The sequence below is a fragment of the Paenibacillus sp. ALE2 genome (assembly GCF_054113385.1).
In genome coordinates, this window is the sequence record NZ_CM134213.1 from 3,163,156 (window position 1) to 3,182,272 (window position 19,117).

A 19,117-nucleotide genomic window follows, 5' to 3' on the forward strand; every position below is an offset into this window, starting at 1 on the left:
AAAGTTACATAGTTTCTATTGAAATCGTCTGATATGAGGAACAATTAGCACGCCCAGCACGATACACATGCCGATGGTTGCAAACATACCAATGGTGAGGATACCGCCAAGCTTGTCCGCCACGGCACCTACGGCCAGATAGCCGACAGGAAGCAGTGCGAAGGAAAACATCAAATCCAGACTGGCTACACGTCCAAAGGATTCAGCGGGAACTAATTCCTGCAGGCTTGTCTCCCAGATGATCGCAAAAATCATAATACCAAATCCTTCGAGCATCATGCTCATAATCAATCCTGGCATCCAGGTGACTATGGACAACAGCAGTAAGGCAAGACCGCTGACAAAAGCTCCTAAGTAAGCGAGCAGACCGCGGTGTTTCCAATGCTTGCGCGATCCATACACAAAGGCTCCCAACATGGCACCAATGCCACTACTTGCCATTGCGATGCCGTATACGACTGGATTATAGCCATGATGCACCTTGAACAGCCATGGGATGAGCACAGCGATAATACCTGAATAACAGATATTAATGAAAGAAAAGGCGAGTATCGTAATCCATAGCCAAGGATGGCTTTTAAGAATAGCAAAGCCTGCTATAAAATCCTTGAGAAAATGTTGTCCACCCTGATCTTCCTGTTCTGAACCGGTCTGGCGTTTGCCGATGATGGAAGCCAAATGAGCACTTAGCATCCAAAAACAGGCAAATGATACCAGGTAAGCGATAGAATCCAGTCCAAAGCCGACACCGGGAGAGGAAAAGGATACAATAAAGCCTCCTAGCGGAGGACCGAGTAGACGAACAGCTTGTATGCTGATTTGACTTAGCGCATTGGCAGCATTGCGGATGTCCGGTGTAAACACTTGTGCACGTAAGGCTGAATAAGCCGGATTAAAGATACCATCCATCAATCCGTACAACGCAAGCCCAACGAATAGGAACGGCAACTTCATCCCGTCCGTAAACATCAGCACCGAAGCAACGAACATCAGACCAAAGCGGGCGACATTCGTGAACAGAAGGAGGCGAATTCGGTCGATTCTGTCCACGATCATTCCTGCGAAAGGAAGAATAAGTACATTTGGCAGCATATAAACCGTCATCGCCAATCCCATGATGGTGGTGGAGCCTGTCAGAGAATAGATAACCAGTGGCAAAATGACTGTCGTGACGGAGCTTCCTAACATCGCGATCCAATGTCCAAGCCATAAGAGGGTGAACGCTTTGGATTGTTTTAAAGGTGAAGTAAAGGTAGCCCAGGCCGAGTGCCTTCCTTCAGGGGATAAAGTTGTATTTTGGGTATCCATGATCACACTCCGGTAAATATTTCTAATCTGTATATTAAAACCTATTATACGAAATCTCTTATGTAATGGTACACAAAAAGTTGCTGCGAGGGCAGTGAAGATGAATAGCCAGCCTATGATGGAGTCAACCTAGAATAGAATTAGATGATAAAAAAATATAACTTACCTTTTGGATAGGGATTATTGGATAAAAGCATTGACGTGCGAAAATGAATGATGTACTATTCAATGACCAGCCTGTGCTAGGTTATCAAGAAAAAGGGAAAGAGTGTGGATAACATGAAAAAATTTAGTTTTTTACCGATTGTACTCATCGTGATGGCATTGCTGGTTTCGGCTTGCGGCAACAATGATAAAGGCACTAGCACGAATGATGCATCTACCGGAGGGAACGGTTCTAATAATGGAAAAGCAGATACAACGGCTGCAGCTACCCTTGAATCTGTAAAAGCGAGTGGCAAGCTGAGAATTGGTACGGAAGGTACCTATGCTCCGTTTACGTACCATGATGCTGCTGGCAAATTGACAGGCTTTGACGTCGATATTGCAACCGAAGTAAGTAAGCGGCTGGGTGTGCAACCGGAATTTATCGAGACACAATGGGACGGAATATTTGCAGGCTTGAACTCCAAGCGGTTTGACGCAGTATTCAATGAAGTGTCCATTACAGATGAGCGTAAGCAAAAATATGATTTCTCCGATCCGTACATTGTCTCCAAGGCGGTTCTGATCGTGAGTGATGATAATACGGACATCCAAAAATTTGCTGATTTAAAAGGTAAAAAGGCAGGGCAATCCCTGACTAGCAACCTGACTCAAATCGCAAAAAGCAACGGGGCGGAAATTGTAGCAACCGAAGGATTCAATCAAGCTATTGACCTCCTCACTTCCAAACGTGTAGATGCGACCGTCAACGACGGATTATCCTATCTGGATCTGAAAAAGCAAAAGCCTGATGCTCCAATCAAAAAGGTGGACGAATCTTCGGATGCTTCACACAGCGCAGCAGTATTTAATAAAGGGAGCGAAGATTTGATCAAGGAAGTCAACAAAGCGTTGGCTGATATGAAGGCTGACGGTACGTATCTGAAAATTTCTGAAAAATATTTTGGAGCCGATGTGTCCAAATAATAAAGGATGTCTGTACAATGGATGATCGCCAAATACAAATTATTATGGATTCATTATTGCCTCTGCTAAAAGCAGGGGTTTCTTTTACGATTCCGCTCACACTGATCTCATTTGCTCTGGGACTTGTGCTGGCGCTAATCACTGCACTCGCCCGGTTGTCCAAATGGAGAATACTCAAGCTGATCTTCGGCTTCTATGTATGGGTGATTCGAGGAACTCCATTGCTGGTGCAATTGTATATTATTTTCTACGGTTTACCTTCTGTTGGTATTACACTGGACCCGTTTATTGCTTCAGTGATCGGCTTTACGCTTAGCGTGGGGGCCTATAGCTCTGAAATTATGCGTGCCGCTATTATTTCCATTCAAGAGGGTCAATGGGAGGCGGGATATTCCTTGGGGATGACACGCTGGCAAGTGCTGCGGCGGATCGTGCTTCCTCAAGCTTCCCGTGTATCCGTACCCCCGCTTGCCAACTCATTCATCAGCTTGGTAAAGGATACCTCACTGGCTGCCACCATCACCTATGTGGAAATGTTCAGAACGGCTAATCAGATTGTAGCTACCACCTACGAACCGCTATTAGTATATACCGAGGCTGGAGTTATTTACCTGCTATTTAGCACGATATTGACTGTGCTGCAAAATGATTTGGAAAAGCGTCTCAGCCGTTTTTCCATTAGATAAAGGAGATTGTACCGGTGATCCAAATTCGGAATATACACAAGTCGTTCGGCTCGCTGGAAGTGCTTAAGGGGATTGACGTGACGCTCGATAAGGGGAAAGTGCTTGTGATTATCGGTCCTTCCGGTTCTGGTAAAACAACGCTTTTACGCTGCTTGAATTTGCTGGAAGTTCCCGATCAGGGAGAAATTCAGGTAGGTGATATTGCCCTGAATTTTGCGAAAGGAACGAAGCCTCGACAAGAAAACATTTTGGCGCTGCGTAAGCGGACAGGGATGGTATTTCAATCCTACAACCTCTTCCCGCATATGACTGCGATACAAAATGTGATGGAGGGGCAAGTCACGGTTCAGAAAAAAAGCAAGGACGAAGCGCGCAAACGTGCATTGGAGCTGCTGAAGAAGGTGGGACTGGCTGATAAAGCAGAATCCTATCCGCATCAATTGTCGGGAGGACAGCAACAACGGGTCGGTATTGCCCGGGCAATGGCGGTCGAACCTGAGGTGCTTTTGTTCGACGAGCCCACCTCTGCTCTTGATCCCGAGTTGGTAGGTGAGGTGCTCAAGGTTATAAAGCAATTGGCTGCCGAAGGAATGACGATGGTTATTGTCACCCATGAAATGAAATTTGCGGCAGAGGTTGCGGATCATGTAATCCTGATGGATCAGGGCGTAATCATTGAGCAGGGTACGCCACATCAGGTGCTGGAGCAGCCGACCAGTCCACGGGCCATCCAGTTTTTGAATCGACTGAGTGGGGAAACGGAATAAACTGAATAGAAAGGCAGCTGCAGCCGGGGGTTAAAAATAACGCCCAGGCCAGTAGCTGCCTTTTATGCATCAGTGGTTCTCTTTTATTTCACTTTAATTTTTAATGTAATCAGAAAGGTAATCAAAAGAATACAACAGCCTATTAGGAATGGAGCGAACATATTCACATCAAATAAAAATCCCGCTAGAGTGGGACCTAGAATATTCCCGACACTCATATAGGAATTGTTCATACCAGCTACATATCCTTGCTCATTTCCTGCCATCTTCGACAATTGTGTATTAAGAGCTGGACGAAGCATAGCTGTGGCAAAGAAAATAAGGGAAGTCACAAGAAAGATACTCCAAAAGTCTTTGGCGAAGAGAAGTAAAATATAAGCGGCAGAGGTGAAGAGAAGCGAGCCTTTGATCAACCTTTTTTCACCAAACTGCTTGATCATTTTAGCAACAACCAATGCCTGCATACCGACGCCGATCACAGCACCTGCCGTTAGAAGGATTGAAATATGTTGCGGTGAGAATTGGAAGCGATCCGTTACATATAAGCCAAGAACGGATTCAAAGTTAGCGAGTCCAAAAGTCATCACCAGGACAATGACAAAGAACATCGCATATTTTGACTTTAATGATCTTGCATATTGTTTGAAAATAGATTCCCTTCGATGAGTTGTTGCCCGTGCTGCCTTCATTTGTTCTTTCGATAAGCTTTCAGGTAAATAAACGATTGAAAAAATAACTGCAATCATAGCTGCACCTGTTGCTGTATACAGCGGCACTCTCGTTCCATATCCTGCAAGAAGGCCGCCAAGTCCTGGACCAATGACAAATCCAAATGACATCGCTGCCGCTAGCAGGCTATTTCCTTTGGCACGTTCTTCGGTTGTTGTAATATCAGCTACATATGCCAGCATGGGCGGAATAATCAGGGCTGCTGCAACTCCTTCCAGAAGTCTTGAGGTGTACAGCATCCACAGCTCATCCCCAATAGCAAACATAAATTTAGCTACAGCAAAAATAATAACACCTACGACGATAAAAACTTTTCTCCCGTATCGATCAGACAGCTGCCCAGTCATGGGCGAGAGCAGGAATTGCGTTATGCCATAGGCCGCCACCAATAAACCGATGGCTCGCCCACTGGCACCAAATTCAATGATCAATTCCGGAAGAATAGGGGTAATCAAACCAACGCCGACCATAACAATGAATATATTAATCATGAGAATTACGAGTATTCTTTTCATACAAAAAAACCTCCTTATCCATTAGTTCTGGATAGGAGGCAGACATACGAACAAGAAGATACACTGCTCCCGTCAAAGAAGCAATGCTCTTATCGTTAATACCCAAAAGCCTACACTAATCCTATCCAGAAAATTCGTAAGATTACGTTTTTTCTTTGGAAATAGGATTAGTAGATCATTGGCTTAAGGTCACCCTTTCGGTACTTTATTGTTTATCATCGTAACATAAATTTCATAATGAGGCAATAAAAGGATGGATTAGAAAAACCCAACTCTTCCTTCGGAGACATTTTTTAGCCAGTCCTGCTTGCGGCTTTTATCAAGCTCGCCTCGCATGCCTTTAATAATCAGCTCAATATCGGCTTTTCCTTGCTCATGCCATTCCAGAGCGGTACTGACATACAGTTCTCCGAGCTGAGCCAGGGAGAAGCCGTCCGTCATCGCTGCCGCCTTCTGTGTACCTGTCTCACCTGCAAAAACAAGGAAGTTACGCAGTTTAAGATACGCCAGTCGCAGCGCTTCATCAGGCAAACTGATTTCATAAGCTCGATCGAAGCGGCCCGCCCGGTTCATCAGACCCGGATCGATTTTCTCGGGATAATTGGTCGTTCCGATCAGGAAGATGCCCTCCTTGGATGTAGCGCCGTCGAGCGTATTCAGGAAAAAGGAACGAACCTCCTGAGGCATAGAATCAATGTCCTCAATGACCAGCACCATCGGAGCCAGGCGAGTAGCTGCCTCGAACACCTCTTTGACCGATTCGCTGGTTGTATATTCTGTAATTTGCCAGTAAGCAGCCGGACCCGGTACACTGCTGGCAATTGATTTCACTAGAGTTGTTTTACCGTTGCCCGGATGGCCGTATAGCAGAATCCCACGCTTGTAAGGAATGTTATAAGTCTGATAGAAGGTACGATCTGCTTCAAAAAACTGATCAAGTGATCGGAAGATATCCCGCTTGATTTCTGCCTTCAAAATCACGTCATCCCGTGTAATTGCGCGGGTTATCGGTTCTGCTTGCCGAGAGAGTCCACGGCTTGTATCGGTAAAGACGGTGACACGCTTCATATTTTGCTTGCGTTCACGACCGCGTACGCCTGCGAGGAAGCTTTGCAGCTCCTGATCGCCTGTGGCAAATACGTAATCTTCATTGTATACGCCATTTTCACGGAAAAAGGGAACTCGTGCCAGTGCGATCCCCCACTTGGGATAGGCAAATACATTATTGCGCATCGACAGATGCACACCATATTCAGGCGTTGGCCCGTCATCGTCATATTGAATGGTGCGTTCCTCCAAACGATCGAAGACCCGTGCCACATGCTCCAGATCAGGGCTGCCTGAACGAATATCCTCCTCCAGCAGATCCCAATATTCAATATTGGGATCATCACTGGCATACAGCTCATATTTTACGCCATAGCGGTTATAGAGTGCTTCACTAATACCGTCGATCAGACGGGCATATGCGGCATAACCGGTAATGCGTCCATCTGTTCGTTCGTCAAATTCATAAATAGCTGGGATGTCTATACTCAACATTATTTTGCTCCTTTCAGGGCGGCCAGCGGTCTACATTTGGCTACAACGGCTGCGAGTCCTGCCCCGGTAACACTTTCAATAATATCATCTACATTTTTGTAGGCTTGTGGAGATTCGTCGATAATACTTTCCAGAGATGCCTGGTTGACCACAATTTCGTCGTCTGTCCCTACACCCAGGGCACCTGCAAAATCGTCTACACTTACAAGCCGCTTGGTCGCAGAACGCGAGCGAATACGGCCCGCTCCATGACAAATGGAGTGAAAGTTATCCTGACCGCCCGGTAAACCTACCATAATATAAGAGGCAGTCCCCATTGAGCCGGGGATCAGGGCCGGATGCCCAGTCGCCTCATAAGGCCGCGGATTGTCAGGGTGTCCTGCTGGAAGCGCGCGCGTTGCACCTTTACGATGTACAAACACGCTGCCATGATCCGGATGGGACTCCTCCCAAGCATAATTGTGCATCAGATCGTACAGCGTACGCAACTCGCACTTTGTACCAAAGACATCGCGGAAGGCTTCTCGCACGGAGTATGCAATCAGATGTCGGTTCACCACAGCATAATTCAGCGCTGAATACATCATATCCACATAATGTGCTGCCTCGGGATGATCCAGCGGTGCAAATACGAGTCTCGGGTCGGAGGTGCCGAGACCGAGACGGCTCATCGCTTTGGCGATGGCAGATGAACTGGACTGGCTGACTGCTCCACCCCAAGCACGTGATCCGGAATGAATCATCACAGCCACCTGACCGTCGAACATCCCCCAAGCTTCAGCGACTTCTCTATTTTCTTCCGCAATTTCAATCGCCTGAACTTCGACAAAATGATTGCCTCCACCCAACGTGCCGAGCTGCCGATGAGCCCGGTGCCAAGTACGGTCTTCGACGAGATTCAGCACTTCCTCGTCAAAGGAGAACTTACTGTGCTCTACATGAGTCAGTGAGGTGGATTTCTTAGGAGTGTAGCTATCTGGAATATATTTATTAGGTAAGCCATGCAAACCCTTATGTACAATATGCTCCAGTCGTATATCCGAATAATGTCCGCGTTGGTGGGCTTCCATCGGCAAGTATTTGTCGATTGTCTTAACCAGCTTGCGGCGCAGCTTGATTTCCTTCAAAGCATCCTTGTGCAGATTGGTCAGGTGTACGCGCATGCCGCAGCCAATATCGCTGCCAACGATGGAGGGAGATACATAGCCGTCTTCCATTCCCCATACCGCAGTTGTACCGATGCAGGTTCCGACGCCTACATGTACATCTGGTGTATATCCCATATAGCGGATACCTGGAATTTGTAAATTGTTATTAGCCATCTCGAACACTTTGTAATCCAGTGAGGAGAAGAGTTGCTGCGAAGCGTACACGGTCAGATCCCCTGCCGGAAGCTTCATCAGGTGGCTGTATGGTCCTTCATGAAAAGATGAGTTGGTCGTAGGTCGTATATTCATAATAAATGGGTAGTTCCCTTCTTCATGTAAATTTATAACATCCTATAAAAAGATTCGAAAAAAACAAAAAAGCCGCAGACTTGTCGTCTACGGCTTCGTGCACCGAAAGTGTCATTACATTTTATGATCAGTACATCATACAGTACATCATAAAAACATAAATAACCTGTTCTTTCAATAGCATATAAAAATAAAAAAGCCTGGTTCATCACGCCGTCAGACAGCGTGACATACCCATCATGTCGCCCGAACGGGGCCGATGAGACGAAATTTCGAATATGTGATTGTATCATGCTGACTGATTGTCATTATCGTGTAAAGCTTGGTCATGTCTGTCGGCCCCCTTTTCTTAAAGTTAATTGTTATTTTAATGGAAACCTGTGGAAGCTGTCAACCCTGAAAGATAAAAGTGTGGAAAAATGTGACTATACGCATGGTGAAGTGTGAGTAACATCATAGTTCAATTGACCCAAAACTGTTATTGTACTGAATATTCAAATATTCAGATATTGTTGATCGTTATGAAAACAATCTGTGAGGAGGACGGCGCAGGCATGGAAGGAGATCTCCAGAAGTTTAAGGCTGACTTTTTCAAAGCATTGGCTCACCCTCTGCGCATCCGCATTTTGGAGGTGCTGAGTGAAGGGGAACGGAATGTGAACGAGTTGCAGACTACGCTCGGTTCCGAAGGTTCTGCCGTATCGCAGCAATTGGCTGTCTTACGGGCTAAAAATTTGGTGAACAGCTTCAAGGAAGGCACAACGGTCGTGTATTCACTACGTGATCCGCTCTTAACGGAGCTGCTAGCAGTGGCGCGGCAGATTTTTGACAATCATTTAGTCGAAGCTATCTCGTTGCTGGAGGGAATACGTAACGAGAAGTAATGCTACTACAGAAAAGAAGGGTTACAGGAATGAAGTGGATAGGAAGGTTCGAAGGCTATAACGCAGGGGCTTTACGAAAGGATCTAATTTCTGGAAGCATTGTAGCGATTGTGGCCATCCCGCTCGGTATGGCGTTCGCCATTGCATCGGGGGTAAAGCCGGAATATGGTCTGTACACAACCATTGTAGCGGGGATTTTGATTTCACTGCTGGGTGGGTCCAAATTTCAGATCGGAGGACCTACAGGTGCGTTTATTCCAATTTTGCTGGCTATTGTCATGCAATACGGCTATGAGAATTTGCTTATAGCAGGGTTTATGGCAGGCATCATACTCATTTTAATGGGTGTTTTAAGGCTGGGGGCATTGATCAAGTTCATTCCCAAGCCCGTAACCATTGGCTTTACAGCCGGGATTGCCGTGACGATCTTCAGTGGTCAGATTGCTAACTTTCTCGGTTTGCGTGGGGTAGAGCGACATGAAACTTTTCTGCCTTCGATGGCAGAGCTCGTCCATCGACTTCCTTCACTCAATGTGTATAGTATCCTGACAGCTTGTATCTGTCTTGCTGCGCTTATTCTAGTGCCTAAAAAATGGCCCAAGATACCTGGATCACTGGTCGGCCTGCTCTTGTCAACGTTGGTGGCAGCTTTGCTTTTTCCAGGGCAGGTGGCTACGATTGGCTCTGCTTATGGCGCAATTCCGGCATCATTGCCTGAGCTGCATATTCCTGTGATGACGTGGGAATTGATCGTGAAGCTGTTGCCGCCAGCACTTGTTATAGCGATGTTGGGGGCTATTGAATCGCTGCTTTCAGCGGTAGTAGCTGACGGGATGACGGGAACCCGGCATAACAGCAATCGCGAATTGGTTGGACAAGGGATTGCTAATTTGCTGACACCACTGTTTGGCGGCATTCCTGCGACAGGTGCCATTGCCCGTACGGCCACCAATATCCGCAACAACGCGGTTTCTCCTATGTCAGGTATTGTGCATGGGATCGTGGTGCTCCTCATTCTGGTGCTTTTTGCACCTTATGCATCTAATATTCCGTTGGCTAGTATGGCACCGGTATTGATGGTAGTCGCCTGGAATATGAGTGAGCGCAAGCATTTTGCGCACATTCTCAAAACACGGACAGCGGATTCTATTGTGCTGGTCGTCACCTTTTTGCTGACGGTCTTTACGACGTTGACAACGGCTGTGGAGGTAGGTCTGATTCTGGCAGTTGTATTGTTCGTCAAACGTATGAGCAGTACACTTTCAGTCGATAAGGTGCTTCCTGACCCTTCTGTGAAGCATGAAAAAGTAGGCGCACATATGGTCACAGAGCAGCATGATTGCCCACAGGTGGCTATTTACAATGTGGAAGGCCCCCTATTTTTCGGTGCAGCTTCGACGTTGGAGAACTCAGGTGTAGGGGGACAGACTGGCCACCTGCAAGGGATTTTGTTGTTGCGAATGGGAAAGGTCCCTTTTATGGATATGACGGGAGAAGCTAACTTTACCGCATTAATTCACAAGTACCGGAAGTCTGGTGGGACAGTGCTTGTGTCCGGACTCCAGCCCCAACCGCTGGAGTTACTGCGGAAAACCGGATGTTACGACATGATCGGACAAAATCATTTTTTCGAACATACAGGAGAGGCCCTTACGGCAGCTCTTGCAATGGTGAATCAGGAGCGATGCAGGGGATGCAGGCAGATGGCTTTTCGAGAATGTACGAGCCTGTGTCGCAGAACCCAGGAAACCAAATCTTCCTTTCCAGAAGCCGTTTCGGTTCCCATACCTGTAAATAGCGGCAGATAGCGCTCTTCTACTTATGCTGCTGAATGCCGAAAAACCTCTTTTATTTTCGAAACAAATGCGAGTTTTCTCGGTGCATTTGGTTGCGGATTATAGAAGAGGTTTTTCACTTCTTCAAGAAAAAAAGGAATAAAATTCAAAAAAATGCTTGAATATCAGTTTTTATGACACTATACTAGATTCAAAAGATACCAAATGATTCATTCTTTTGTTTTAAATTGTATTTTAATAATATGCTTATCAACCTCCTCGATCACTTCTAGTATCTTACCCTACCCTTTTCTTCATTTTTTTCACTTACTTTCTTCCAGACTTGTCCACAGTTCTGAATTGAATGTCGTTCCTTGCGGTCTGCACCAAAGGTTATTCACCTTAGAATATGACCTATGGATTTCACCCCAGAATCTATATTTTTAAAGGAGGTGAGTACCAGAGGCTATTTGTGAGCTTTTGACGCTGCTGTCGGAAGGTTGTCTTTGAGAATCAAAAAAAACCAAGTAAAGGGAGGTGAAAAGTATTAATTAAGTCGAAAAATATCAAAAAGACACTGTCGGTCGGTTTTACCGCTATTCTTGCTTTTTCTCTGATTTCTCCGGTGTATGCAGATTCCAGCACAACCTCCTCAGCAGGAGCATCGTCGATTTCCGCCAAGGTTTCAGCCAAGCTGAACCAGCAATTCAGCGCCAGCGAGTATGTCACCTATCTGGTTAAATTAAAAGATCAGGTAGATACGGAGTCTGTTGCCAAGCACGCTTTTCAGAAGGCTTCTGCCGAGCAAATTTCCCCCGCTGCTGCTAAGCTATCTGTACGTACAACGGTTGTAAACTCTCTCATGGATACCGCAGAAAAAACTCAACAATCCGTGGAAGAATACTTAAAGAAGGAAGTCAATAACGGAAACGTCAAAAAATACAAGAGTTACTTTATCGTAAACGCATTTGCGGTAACCAGTACCAAAGAGGTCATGGATAATCTCGCCACCCTACCTGAGATCGACAAAATTTTACCAGATGAAAAGCGCGAGTTGCAAAAGGTAGAAATCGATAAGGATCCCCAGCCGATAGGGGAGCAATCAACAGCAGGCCAAGCAGTGGCAGATCAAACTGCTGTTGACCCGGCTGTGACAGAAGAAAATGCACAAAAATCGGTGCAAGAATCCGTGTATAAAGATGCAGTAACGCCAAGTCGTGTGGAGTGGAATATTTCTAAGATTAAAGCACCACAGGTGTGGGCCAAAGGTATTGATGGCAAAGGCATTGTCATTGCTAATTTGGATACAGGTGTTGAATATACTCACCCGGCATTGAAAAGAAAATGGCGCGGGCTGAATGCTTCCGGTCAAGTCGTCAATCCAGAGCTGAGCTGGTATGATGCGGTTAATGGAGCATCGCTGCCAACAGATTCCCATGGACATGGTACACATACGATGGGGACAAGCGTTGGCTCAGACAGCAACGGTACGAATCAAATCGGTGTTGCTCCAGGGGCCAAGTGGATTGCTGTACGAGTATTCAATCCAGATACCACAGATTCCATCTTGCTGGATGGTGGGCAGTGGATTCTTGCACCTGTAGATAAAAACGGCAAAAAGCACCCTGAGCTTGCACCGGATGTGGTGAATAATTCTTGGGGCGGTGGACCTGGCCTGGACGAATGGTATCGCCCAGTGACCAAGGCGTGGAGAGCGGCACAAATTTTTCCTGAGTTCTCCGCAGGCAATACAACACTATCGAATCCCGGCGGACCTGGGTCTGTGGCCAATCCGGCTAACTTGCCAGAAGCCTATGCCACAGGAGCCACGGATATCAATAACAAGCTGGCAAGCTTCTCGTTGCGTGGTCCTTCTCCTTATAGCGAAGTGAAGCCAGAAATTTCGGCTCCTGGTGTAAACATTCGTTCCTCTGTACCGGGAGGAGTTTATGAGGGAGGCTGGAACGGTACCTCTATGGCAGGTCCGCATACGGCTGGATTAGCGGCATTGCTGCTTCAGGCTAAACCATCATTAACTGTGGATCAATTGGAGGATGTTATTTCGAAAACCGCAACACCGCTGACAGACAGTCAGTATCCGACTTCACCCAACAACGGCTATGGAAATGGTCTGATCGATGCGCTTGCTGCGGTGAACTCCGTACTTAACTAAAAATAATCATAATCATAATCATACAGGTTTAAGAAAGATCCCCGAAAATCCCTTTGGGCGGCTCGTACAAGGATGCATGCACCTGCTAACCGTGTGTTGCACTATGGCGTAGCTGCTAAAAAGGGGTTTTCCTACATAAATGAATATAAAAGTCATAGAATTTCAAGAAAATTGCAAAAAAATGACTTGTATATCTGTTTTGATAACTTTATACTATCCATAATATATGATTTTATATCAATTTTTAATATAAAATGTAATGATATAACATGTTTTTTTCCTTCGAAATGCTTCTGCTTTTTCTCCTAGGTATCTACTGAATTTCATCGCTTCTCTATTGGGATTGTAAACTCACCTATGAAGTACTGCCATCTATGAACAGCCAAATATCTTTTTGAGCCTCTTATAATCTATGAAGGAGGTGGTGGCTAACACATCGTATTGCGCAACTCGCGTGTTTGATGTGCAAGGCATGAGGTCTGACTCTTGTACAGGTTATTCCAGAATCATTAAACCTAGTAAAAGGAGTGGAGAAGTAATTGATTAAACCTAGACGTTTCAAGAAACCGTTATCTATTGGACTCTCTTTGCTTATGGCCTTTTCATTTGTTCAACCCGCTTTGGCGAAAAACACCCCGGATGGCTCCAAGCTGGAGCTGAAATCAGCCTCGCACAAGGTCACGACCGCGAAGGTATCCGCGAAGCTGACCAAACAGTTTGAGGAGAACAACTATGTTACCTATTTGGTCAAATTAAAAGAACAGGTAGATACGAACAAGGTTTCCAAAAATGCTCTTCAAAAGGCTTCACTTGAGAAAATAACACCTTCCGCTGCCAAAATGGCTGTGCGCAGCCATGTGATCAGCTCTCTACGTGAAACGGCTTCCAGAACCCAATACGGGCTTGAAAGTTATTTGGATAAGGAATCGGAGAGCGGCGGAGTAAAGGAATATAAAAGCTATTTTATAGTCAATGCTTTGGCTGTCACGAGCACCAAGGAGGTGCTGGATCATATCTCGAAGCTGCCTGAGGTCGATAAAATTGTACCGAATGAAACACGTTATCTGCAAAAGGTAACGGTTGATAAGCAGCCAGAGGACACAGGCACCCAAGCGGCTGGAACCGCAACGGCAGCAACAGCAGGAACGGCAAAGTCTGACACAGCCCAGAAAGCTGTAGAACCGGAAAAGGGCGATGGCAAAACATCGGCATTGCCCGGTAATACAGGCAAGAACGCTGTGGACCCGTCCACAGTGGAATGGAACATATCCCATATTAACGCACCACAAGTGTGGGAAAAAGGAATCGACGGAACCGGAATCGTGGTCGCCAACCTCGATACAGGCGTTGACTACACGCATCCGGCCCTGCATCGCAAATGGCGTGGTCTGGATGCGGCAGGCAATGTCGTGAATCCAGAATTGAGCTGGTATGATCCGCATAGTCATGCGGCGCTTCCGGTCGATCAAGAAGACGATTCCCATGGTACGCATACGATGGGCACGATGGTTGGCTCCGAGGAAAATGGAACGAACCGAGTGGGCGTTGCCCCCGGTGCGAAGTGGATTGCGGTGCGGATTTTTAATCCGGAAACGACGGATGCGATTATACTGGACGGCGGTCAATGGCTGCTTGCGCCAAAAGATGCCCAAGGTAATCTTCATCCCGAGCTTGCTCCAGACGTAGTGAACAACTCGTGGGGAGGCGGACCGGGTCTTGATGAATGGTTCCGGCCTGTAGTTCAGGCCTGGCGGGATGCTCAAATCTTCCCCGAATTCTCCGCAGGGAATACCTCACTCTCCAATCCGGGCGGACCTGGATCGGTAGCCAATCCGGCCAACTACCCAGAATCCTTTGCCACGGGGGCAACCGATATCAATGATAAACTGGGAAGCTTTTCATTGCTGGGACCCTCACCTTACGGTGAGATCAAGCCCGAAGTCTCCGCACCGGGAGTAAATATCCGATCATCTGTAGCCGGTGGCGGTTATAAAGGTGGATATAACGGTACTTCTATGGCGGGTCCTCATGTAGCGGGTCTTGCTGCTTTATTGCTGCAAGCGAATCATTCTCTTACCGTGGATCAGCTGGAGGAAATTCTGGAAAACACAGCTACCCCTCGGACAGATAGTACATATCCTACTTCGCCAAACAATGGGTATGGACATGGCGTCATTAATGCACTTGATGCAGTCGGATCTGTCATGCAGGGTCTGGGCTCTGTATCCGGTAAAGTCGTAACGGGTGGCGACGATCTGGAAGCGCCTGTTCTTGAGCATACACCGCCTGCAGCTGCATTTGAGGGTATTGATATCCCTTTGACTGCACATGTAACGGACGATGTCGGCGTAACAGCCGTTGAGGCCTTTGCCAAAACAGCGGGTTCGTCAAACTATGTATACATTCCGTTGGAGCGGACCTCTGGAGACAGCAAAGATGGTACATATCAAGCGTCCATTCCGACCTTTTTGGTGGATAGCAAAGGTTTGGAATACTATATCCGTGTAAATGATTTCGGTAATAATGGTTTTGAAACGGAAGTATATAAGGTGAATGTCTCCAAAGGTGTTAAACCAGGCTACACACAAGACTTTGAAAAAGACATTGCCGGTATTAATATCGGGGGTCAGGGTAGTGTTTGGAAATGGGGAACCCCGACAAGCGGCCCTAAAGGCGCACATTCGGGTACAAAGGTCATCGCGACCAATCTCGAAGTCCAATACCAGACCAACTCCAACAGTTATTTTGTGGCCCCTCCAATTGATCTGACTGAGAGTTCCAAAGGGGCACTGGTCAGCTTCAAGCATTGGTACGATCTTGAAAACAATTCTGATTTCGGCAAAGTGTATGTAGCGACCACAAACAATCAGAATGCGTTTGAGCAGGTATTATCGTTTACTGGCACCAGCAATGGCTGGAAAACACAATATCTTGATTTGCGAGCGTTTGCGGGTCAAAAGGTATACCTCCTGTTCAACTTTACTAGTGACAATACAATCGTGAAAGATGGCTGGTATATTGACGATCTCTCCATTCAGGAACCAGACAGCGTTGCACCTGCTGCCCCTGGTCATTTGACTGCTGAAGCAGATACTGTGGGCAACGTTACACTCGCCTGGGGTGCTTCCTCTGATGAAGATGTGAAGCAGTACAAGGTGTATCGTTCAACCCAGTCCGGTAAAAATTATACTTCCATCGGTACAACCTCTGGGCTGACCTACACGGATACGATCACTGTCGGTGGTGCGACCTATCATTATGCAGTGGCGGCCGAGGATTATAGCGGTAACGAAGGTGTCAAGTCGAACGAGGCTTCACTAAGAGTGGACGTGCCGGATACGCTGTATAGCGATCATTTTGATGGCAGTTCAGACAATGGTTGGACTCATTCCGGGACCAAGGATGAGTGGGAACGCGGCATTCCTAAGGAAGTAGGACCGGAAAGCGCAGTGTCCAAACCGAATGTGTGGGCCACCGATCTCGATAGCAACTATGAGAACGGTGCTGATTTTTCACTGGTTTCTCCAAAAATTAATTTGAATGGTATACGCAACGCAACACTGACCTTCAACCACTGGTTTGAAATTGAAGGCGGCTATGATTACGGATATGTAGAAGTGTCCAAAAACAATGGCGACACGTGGAGTGAGCTGGGTAAGTTCTCGCATAATACAAGTGGTAAAAAATGGGCACCTGTTTATTACAATCTGGACAGCTATACCGGCAATGAGATTCAAGTTCGCTTCCGCTTGAAATCGGATAACAGTGTGAACAAGAATGGCTGGTATATTGACGATTTCCGTGTGCTAGGTGTTCCAGCTTCGACAGTGACCAAGGATATCGTACCTGAGTCCAATATCAAGCTGGAAAAAGCAGAAGAACAATTCCCACTGTACAAAATTACAAGCACTGAAAAGAGTGAATTTCAGGAAAAAGTGAAGCCGGCAGAAGCATCAGTGGATCGTGGACGTGTCGGTCTCGACAGTCTTCCAGCTAGTGCTACGGTTACGGTACTGGAAACCGGACGTTCGGTGAAAACAGACCCAACCACGGGCAAATACAGCTTCACTCATGTAGCGGGTGACTATACGCTGAAGGCCGAAGCCTACGGTTACGTGCCTCAGACGAAAGCAGTTACGATTGAAAATAACAAAGTCATCAGAGCAAACTTTAGTCTCCAGGCTGTCCCACACGGTACGATTCACGGGGTCATCACCGACAAGCAATCTGGTGAACCGATCCAAAAAGCGAAAGTATTGGTGCTGGAGGATGCACGTATTGCTCCTGCAGAGACGAATGAGGCTGGAGAATTTACGCTGGACGTGCTGGAAGGAACATACACATTGTCCATCGCAGCCGAAAATTACTATAGTGACAGTATTTCCGTTACGGCTCCTCCAAACGGCAGTGTAGAAGCGAATGTCACGTTGAAGCCTTTCATCGGTTTTCAAGGAGGCATCGCCTATGATGACGGTACAGGAGAAAATGCCAGAGCCTTTAACGCGGCAGGCAATTCATGGGCAGTGAGAATGACACCTGAGTCGGAAGTGGCACAGGTGACAGGAGCATCACTGTTGTTCTGGAACTCTGCTTTCCCGAATCCGGGAGGAACAGCATTCCAATATTCTGTCTATGACGCCTCCGGTGCAGCAGGAGCACCTGGACGTCTATTGGCTGGTCCATTCGACGGAACAGCTGTACGGGATGAGACACAATGGACGACGGTACAGCTTCCAGAGCCGGTGACGGTTCAAGGCGATTTCTATATTGTATATACACAGTCTGCGGTAGGCACACAGTCGCCGGGCCTTGCTACAGATGAAAACAGCCCCAATGCGCTTCGCAGCTGGCAAGGTGTAAGCGGCACATGGAGCCAATCCCCTGAAGAGGAAGGGAACTACATGATCCGGGCGATCGTCAGATATCCGGTCAACGCTCCAACGATTACAACTCCTACGAAGGCAACGTATACGCAGGAGGATACGATTACCGTAACAGGAACTTCTCCGGCAGAAGGAGCTGATATTCAGCTCTTTAACGGCAAAGAGCTGGCTGGCACAACGAAAGTGAAGGATCGTCAATTCAGTTTGTCGGTCGATCTTCAGCCAGGTGCTAATCCGCTAAGTGTTCAAGCGGCGGTATACGGCAAAGTAACGGATCGTTCCGAGCCGGTGGTTGTAACGCTCGATCAGACTAAACCGGGTCTGATCCTGACTTCGCCTGGTGAGGGAGCACGTACGAACGCAGGTGTGGTCAGTGTAACCGGTACGGTGTATGACGAGTTCCTTAGTGAATTGACGATTAACGGCGAGCCTGCTGAATTCGGAAGCGACGGCAGCTTTAACAAACGTTTGCTTATCAACGAAGGTGAAAACCAAATTACGGTAACGGCCAAAGATCTTGCCGAAAACGAAACGAGTGTTACACGCTCGGTGTATGTCGATACAGCGCTGCCAAAACTTGAAAATATTAGTCCTGCTGAGGATGTACGTATCACTCCAGGGCAGCCGATACGGGTATCTTTTGACAGTGCATCTGGTTTGGAGGCATCCTTCCATGTGGAGTTGCCCTTTAACCTGTCCACTTTGGCCCGTAATGAAATTCCATTAAATGAAACTTCATCAGGTCACTATGAAGGTATTTATCTCACTTCATCTTCTCTGAACCTGGAAGGCGGAGTCATCGTGATCCGGGTAAGGGATGCGGCGGGGAATGAAGTGGAAACGGAGGCGCCGGGAAGATTGTATGTAACCCATGGTGGAGGAGAGGGGCCTGGTCCGAATCCACCTACATCGAATGAAAAGCCGGTAGCTATTATCCAGGCGAATGACTCAGCCAAGAAGAACAAAAATGTACAATTTAACGCCAAAGCCTCCCGTGATGCAGATGGTGAGATCGTCAGCTACAGTTGGAATTTTGGCGATGGCGATACGGCGGTTGGTTCGAAAGTGAAGCATAAATTCACCACAGCCGGAACGTATACCGTGGAACTAACAGTGACGGATAATGACGGCGCAAACGGTAAGGCAGTGCACACCATCACGATCCGTTAACAGCAAGTAAGAGCAGGGGATAGAAGATTTTTTAGAATGCAATGCAGGCCCACAGCAAGCCACTGTTAATAGAGGCTGCTGTGGGCCTTTTTTAATT

Annotated in this window: 11 protein-coding genes; 7 read left to right on the forward strand and 4 right to left on the reverse strand. The window is 47.0% G+C overall.

Going from position 1 to position 19,117, the window contains the following annotated elements:
- Nucleotides 1–15: 15 nt before the first annotated feature.
- Complete coding sequence (locus tag ACXHJ1_RS13840) at nt 16–1,308, reverse strand: MFS transporter (protein WP_025365568.1); 1,293 nt, start codon at nt 1,306–1,308, stop codon at nt 16–18.
- 279 nt (nt 1,309–1,587) lie between these two features.
- Between ACXHJ1_RS13840 and ACXHJ1_RS13845 the strand changes: the two genes are divergently transcribed.
- Genes ACXHJ1_RS13845 through ACXHJ1_RS13855 form a run of 3 tightly spaced genes read left to right on the forward strand, consistent with a single transcriptional unit; the run spans nt 1,588 to nt 3,892 of the window.
- Nucleotides 1,588–2,439, forward strand: coding sequence for an amino acid ABC transporter substrate-binding protein (locus ACXHJ1_RS13845; protein ID WP_019688267.1), 852 nt, complete (start codon nt 1,588–1,590; stop codon nt 2,437–2,439).
- A 17-nt stretch (nt 2,440–2,456) separates the two neighbouring features.
- Nucleotides 2,457–3,125 (forward strand): amino acid ABC transporter permease, encoded by a 669-nt coding sequence (locus ACXHJ1_RS13850; protein WP_016818689.1) that lies wholly within the window; start codon nt 2,457–2,459, stop codon nt 3,123–3,125.
- A gap of 14 nt (nt 3,126–3,139) precedes the next feature.
- Complete coding sequence (locus ACXHJ1_RS13855; RefSeq protein ID WP_025365567.1) at nt 3,140–3,892, forward strand: amino acid ABC transporter ATP-binding protein; 753 nt, start codon at nt 3,140–3,142, stop codon at nt 3,890–3,892.
- An 83-nt stretch (nt 3,893–3,975) separates the two neighbouring features.
- On the opposite strand, the gene ACXHJ1_RS13860 is transcribed toward ACXHJ1_RS13855, so the two are convergent.
- The 3 genes from ACXHJ1_RS13860 to ACXHJ1_RS13870 form a co-directional block, all read right to left on the reverse strand.
- Entirely contained in the window at nt 3,976–5,136 is a 1,161-nt protein-coding gene (locus ACXHJ1_RS13860; RefSeq protein WP_457904780.1) for an MFS transporter, read from the reverse strand.
- Nucleotides 5,137–5,394: 258 nt separating this feature from the next.
- Nucleotides 5,395–6,678, reverse strand: coding sequence for an AAA family ATPase (locus ACXHJ1_RS13865; protein ID WP_117289365.1), 1,284 nt, complete (start codon nt 6,676–6,678; stop codon nt 5,395–5,397).
- A complete protein-coding gene (locus ACXHJ1_RS13870; protein WP_457904781.1) occupies nt 6,678–8,135 on the reverse strand; it encodes an RtcB family protein in 1,458 nt (485 codons plus the stop codon). The genes ACXHJ1_RS13865 and ACXHJ1_RS13870 overlap by 1 nt, the downstream gene beginning before the upstream one ends.
- A 554-nt stretch (nt 8,136–8,689) precedes the next feature.
- Here ACXHJ1_RS13870 and ACXHJ1_RS13875 point away from each other — a divergent pair.
- From ACXHJ1_RS13875 to ACXHJ1_RS13890, 4 genes are all read left to right on the forward strand, one after another.
- On the forward strand, nt 8,690–9,019 hold the full coding sequence (locus tag ACXHJ1_RS13875) for an ArsR/SmtB family transcription factor (protein ID WP_457904782.1): 330 nt from the start codon (nt 8,690–8,692) through the stop codon (nt 9,017–9,019).
- 29 nt (nt 9,020–9,048) lie between these two features.
- A complete protein-coding gene (locus ACXHJ1_RS13880) occupies nt 9,049–10,827 on the forward strand; it encodes a SulP family inorganic anion transporter (RefSeq protein WP_019688262.1) in 1,779 nt (592 codons plus the stop codon).
- A gap of 532 nt (nt 10,828–11,359) precedes the next feature.
- A complete protein-coding gene (locus ACXHJ1_RS13885; RefSeq protein WP_457906182.1) occupies nt 11,360–12,967 on the forward strand; it encodes a S8 family serine peptidase in 1,608 nt (535 codons plus the stop codon).
- Between the two features lie 539 nt (nt 12,968–13,506).
- Nucleotides 13,507–19,020 (forward strand): S8 family serine peptidase, encoded by a 5,514-nt coding sequence (locus ACXHJ1_RS13890; RefSeq protein WP_457904783.1) that lies wholly within the window; start codon nt 13,507–13,509, stop codon nt 19,018–19,020.
- The last annotated feature ends 97 nt before the right edge of the window (nt 19,021–19,117 follow it).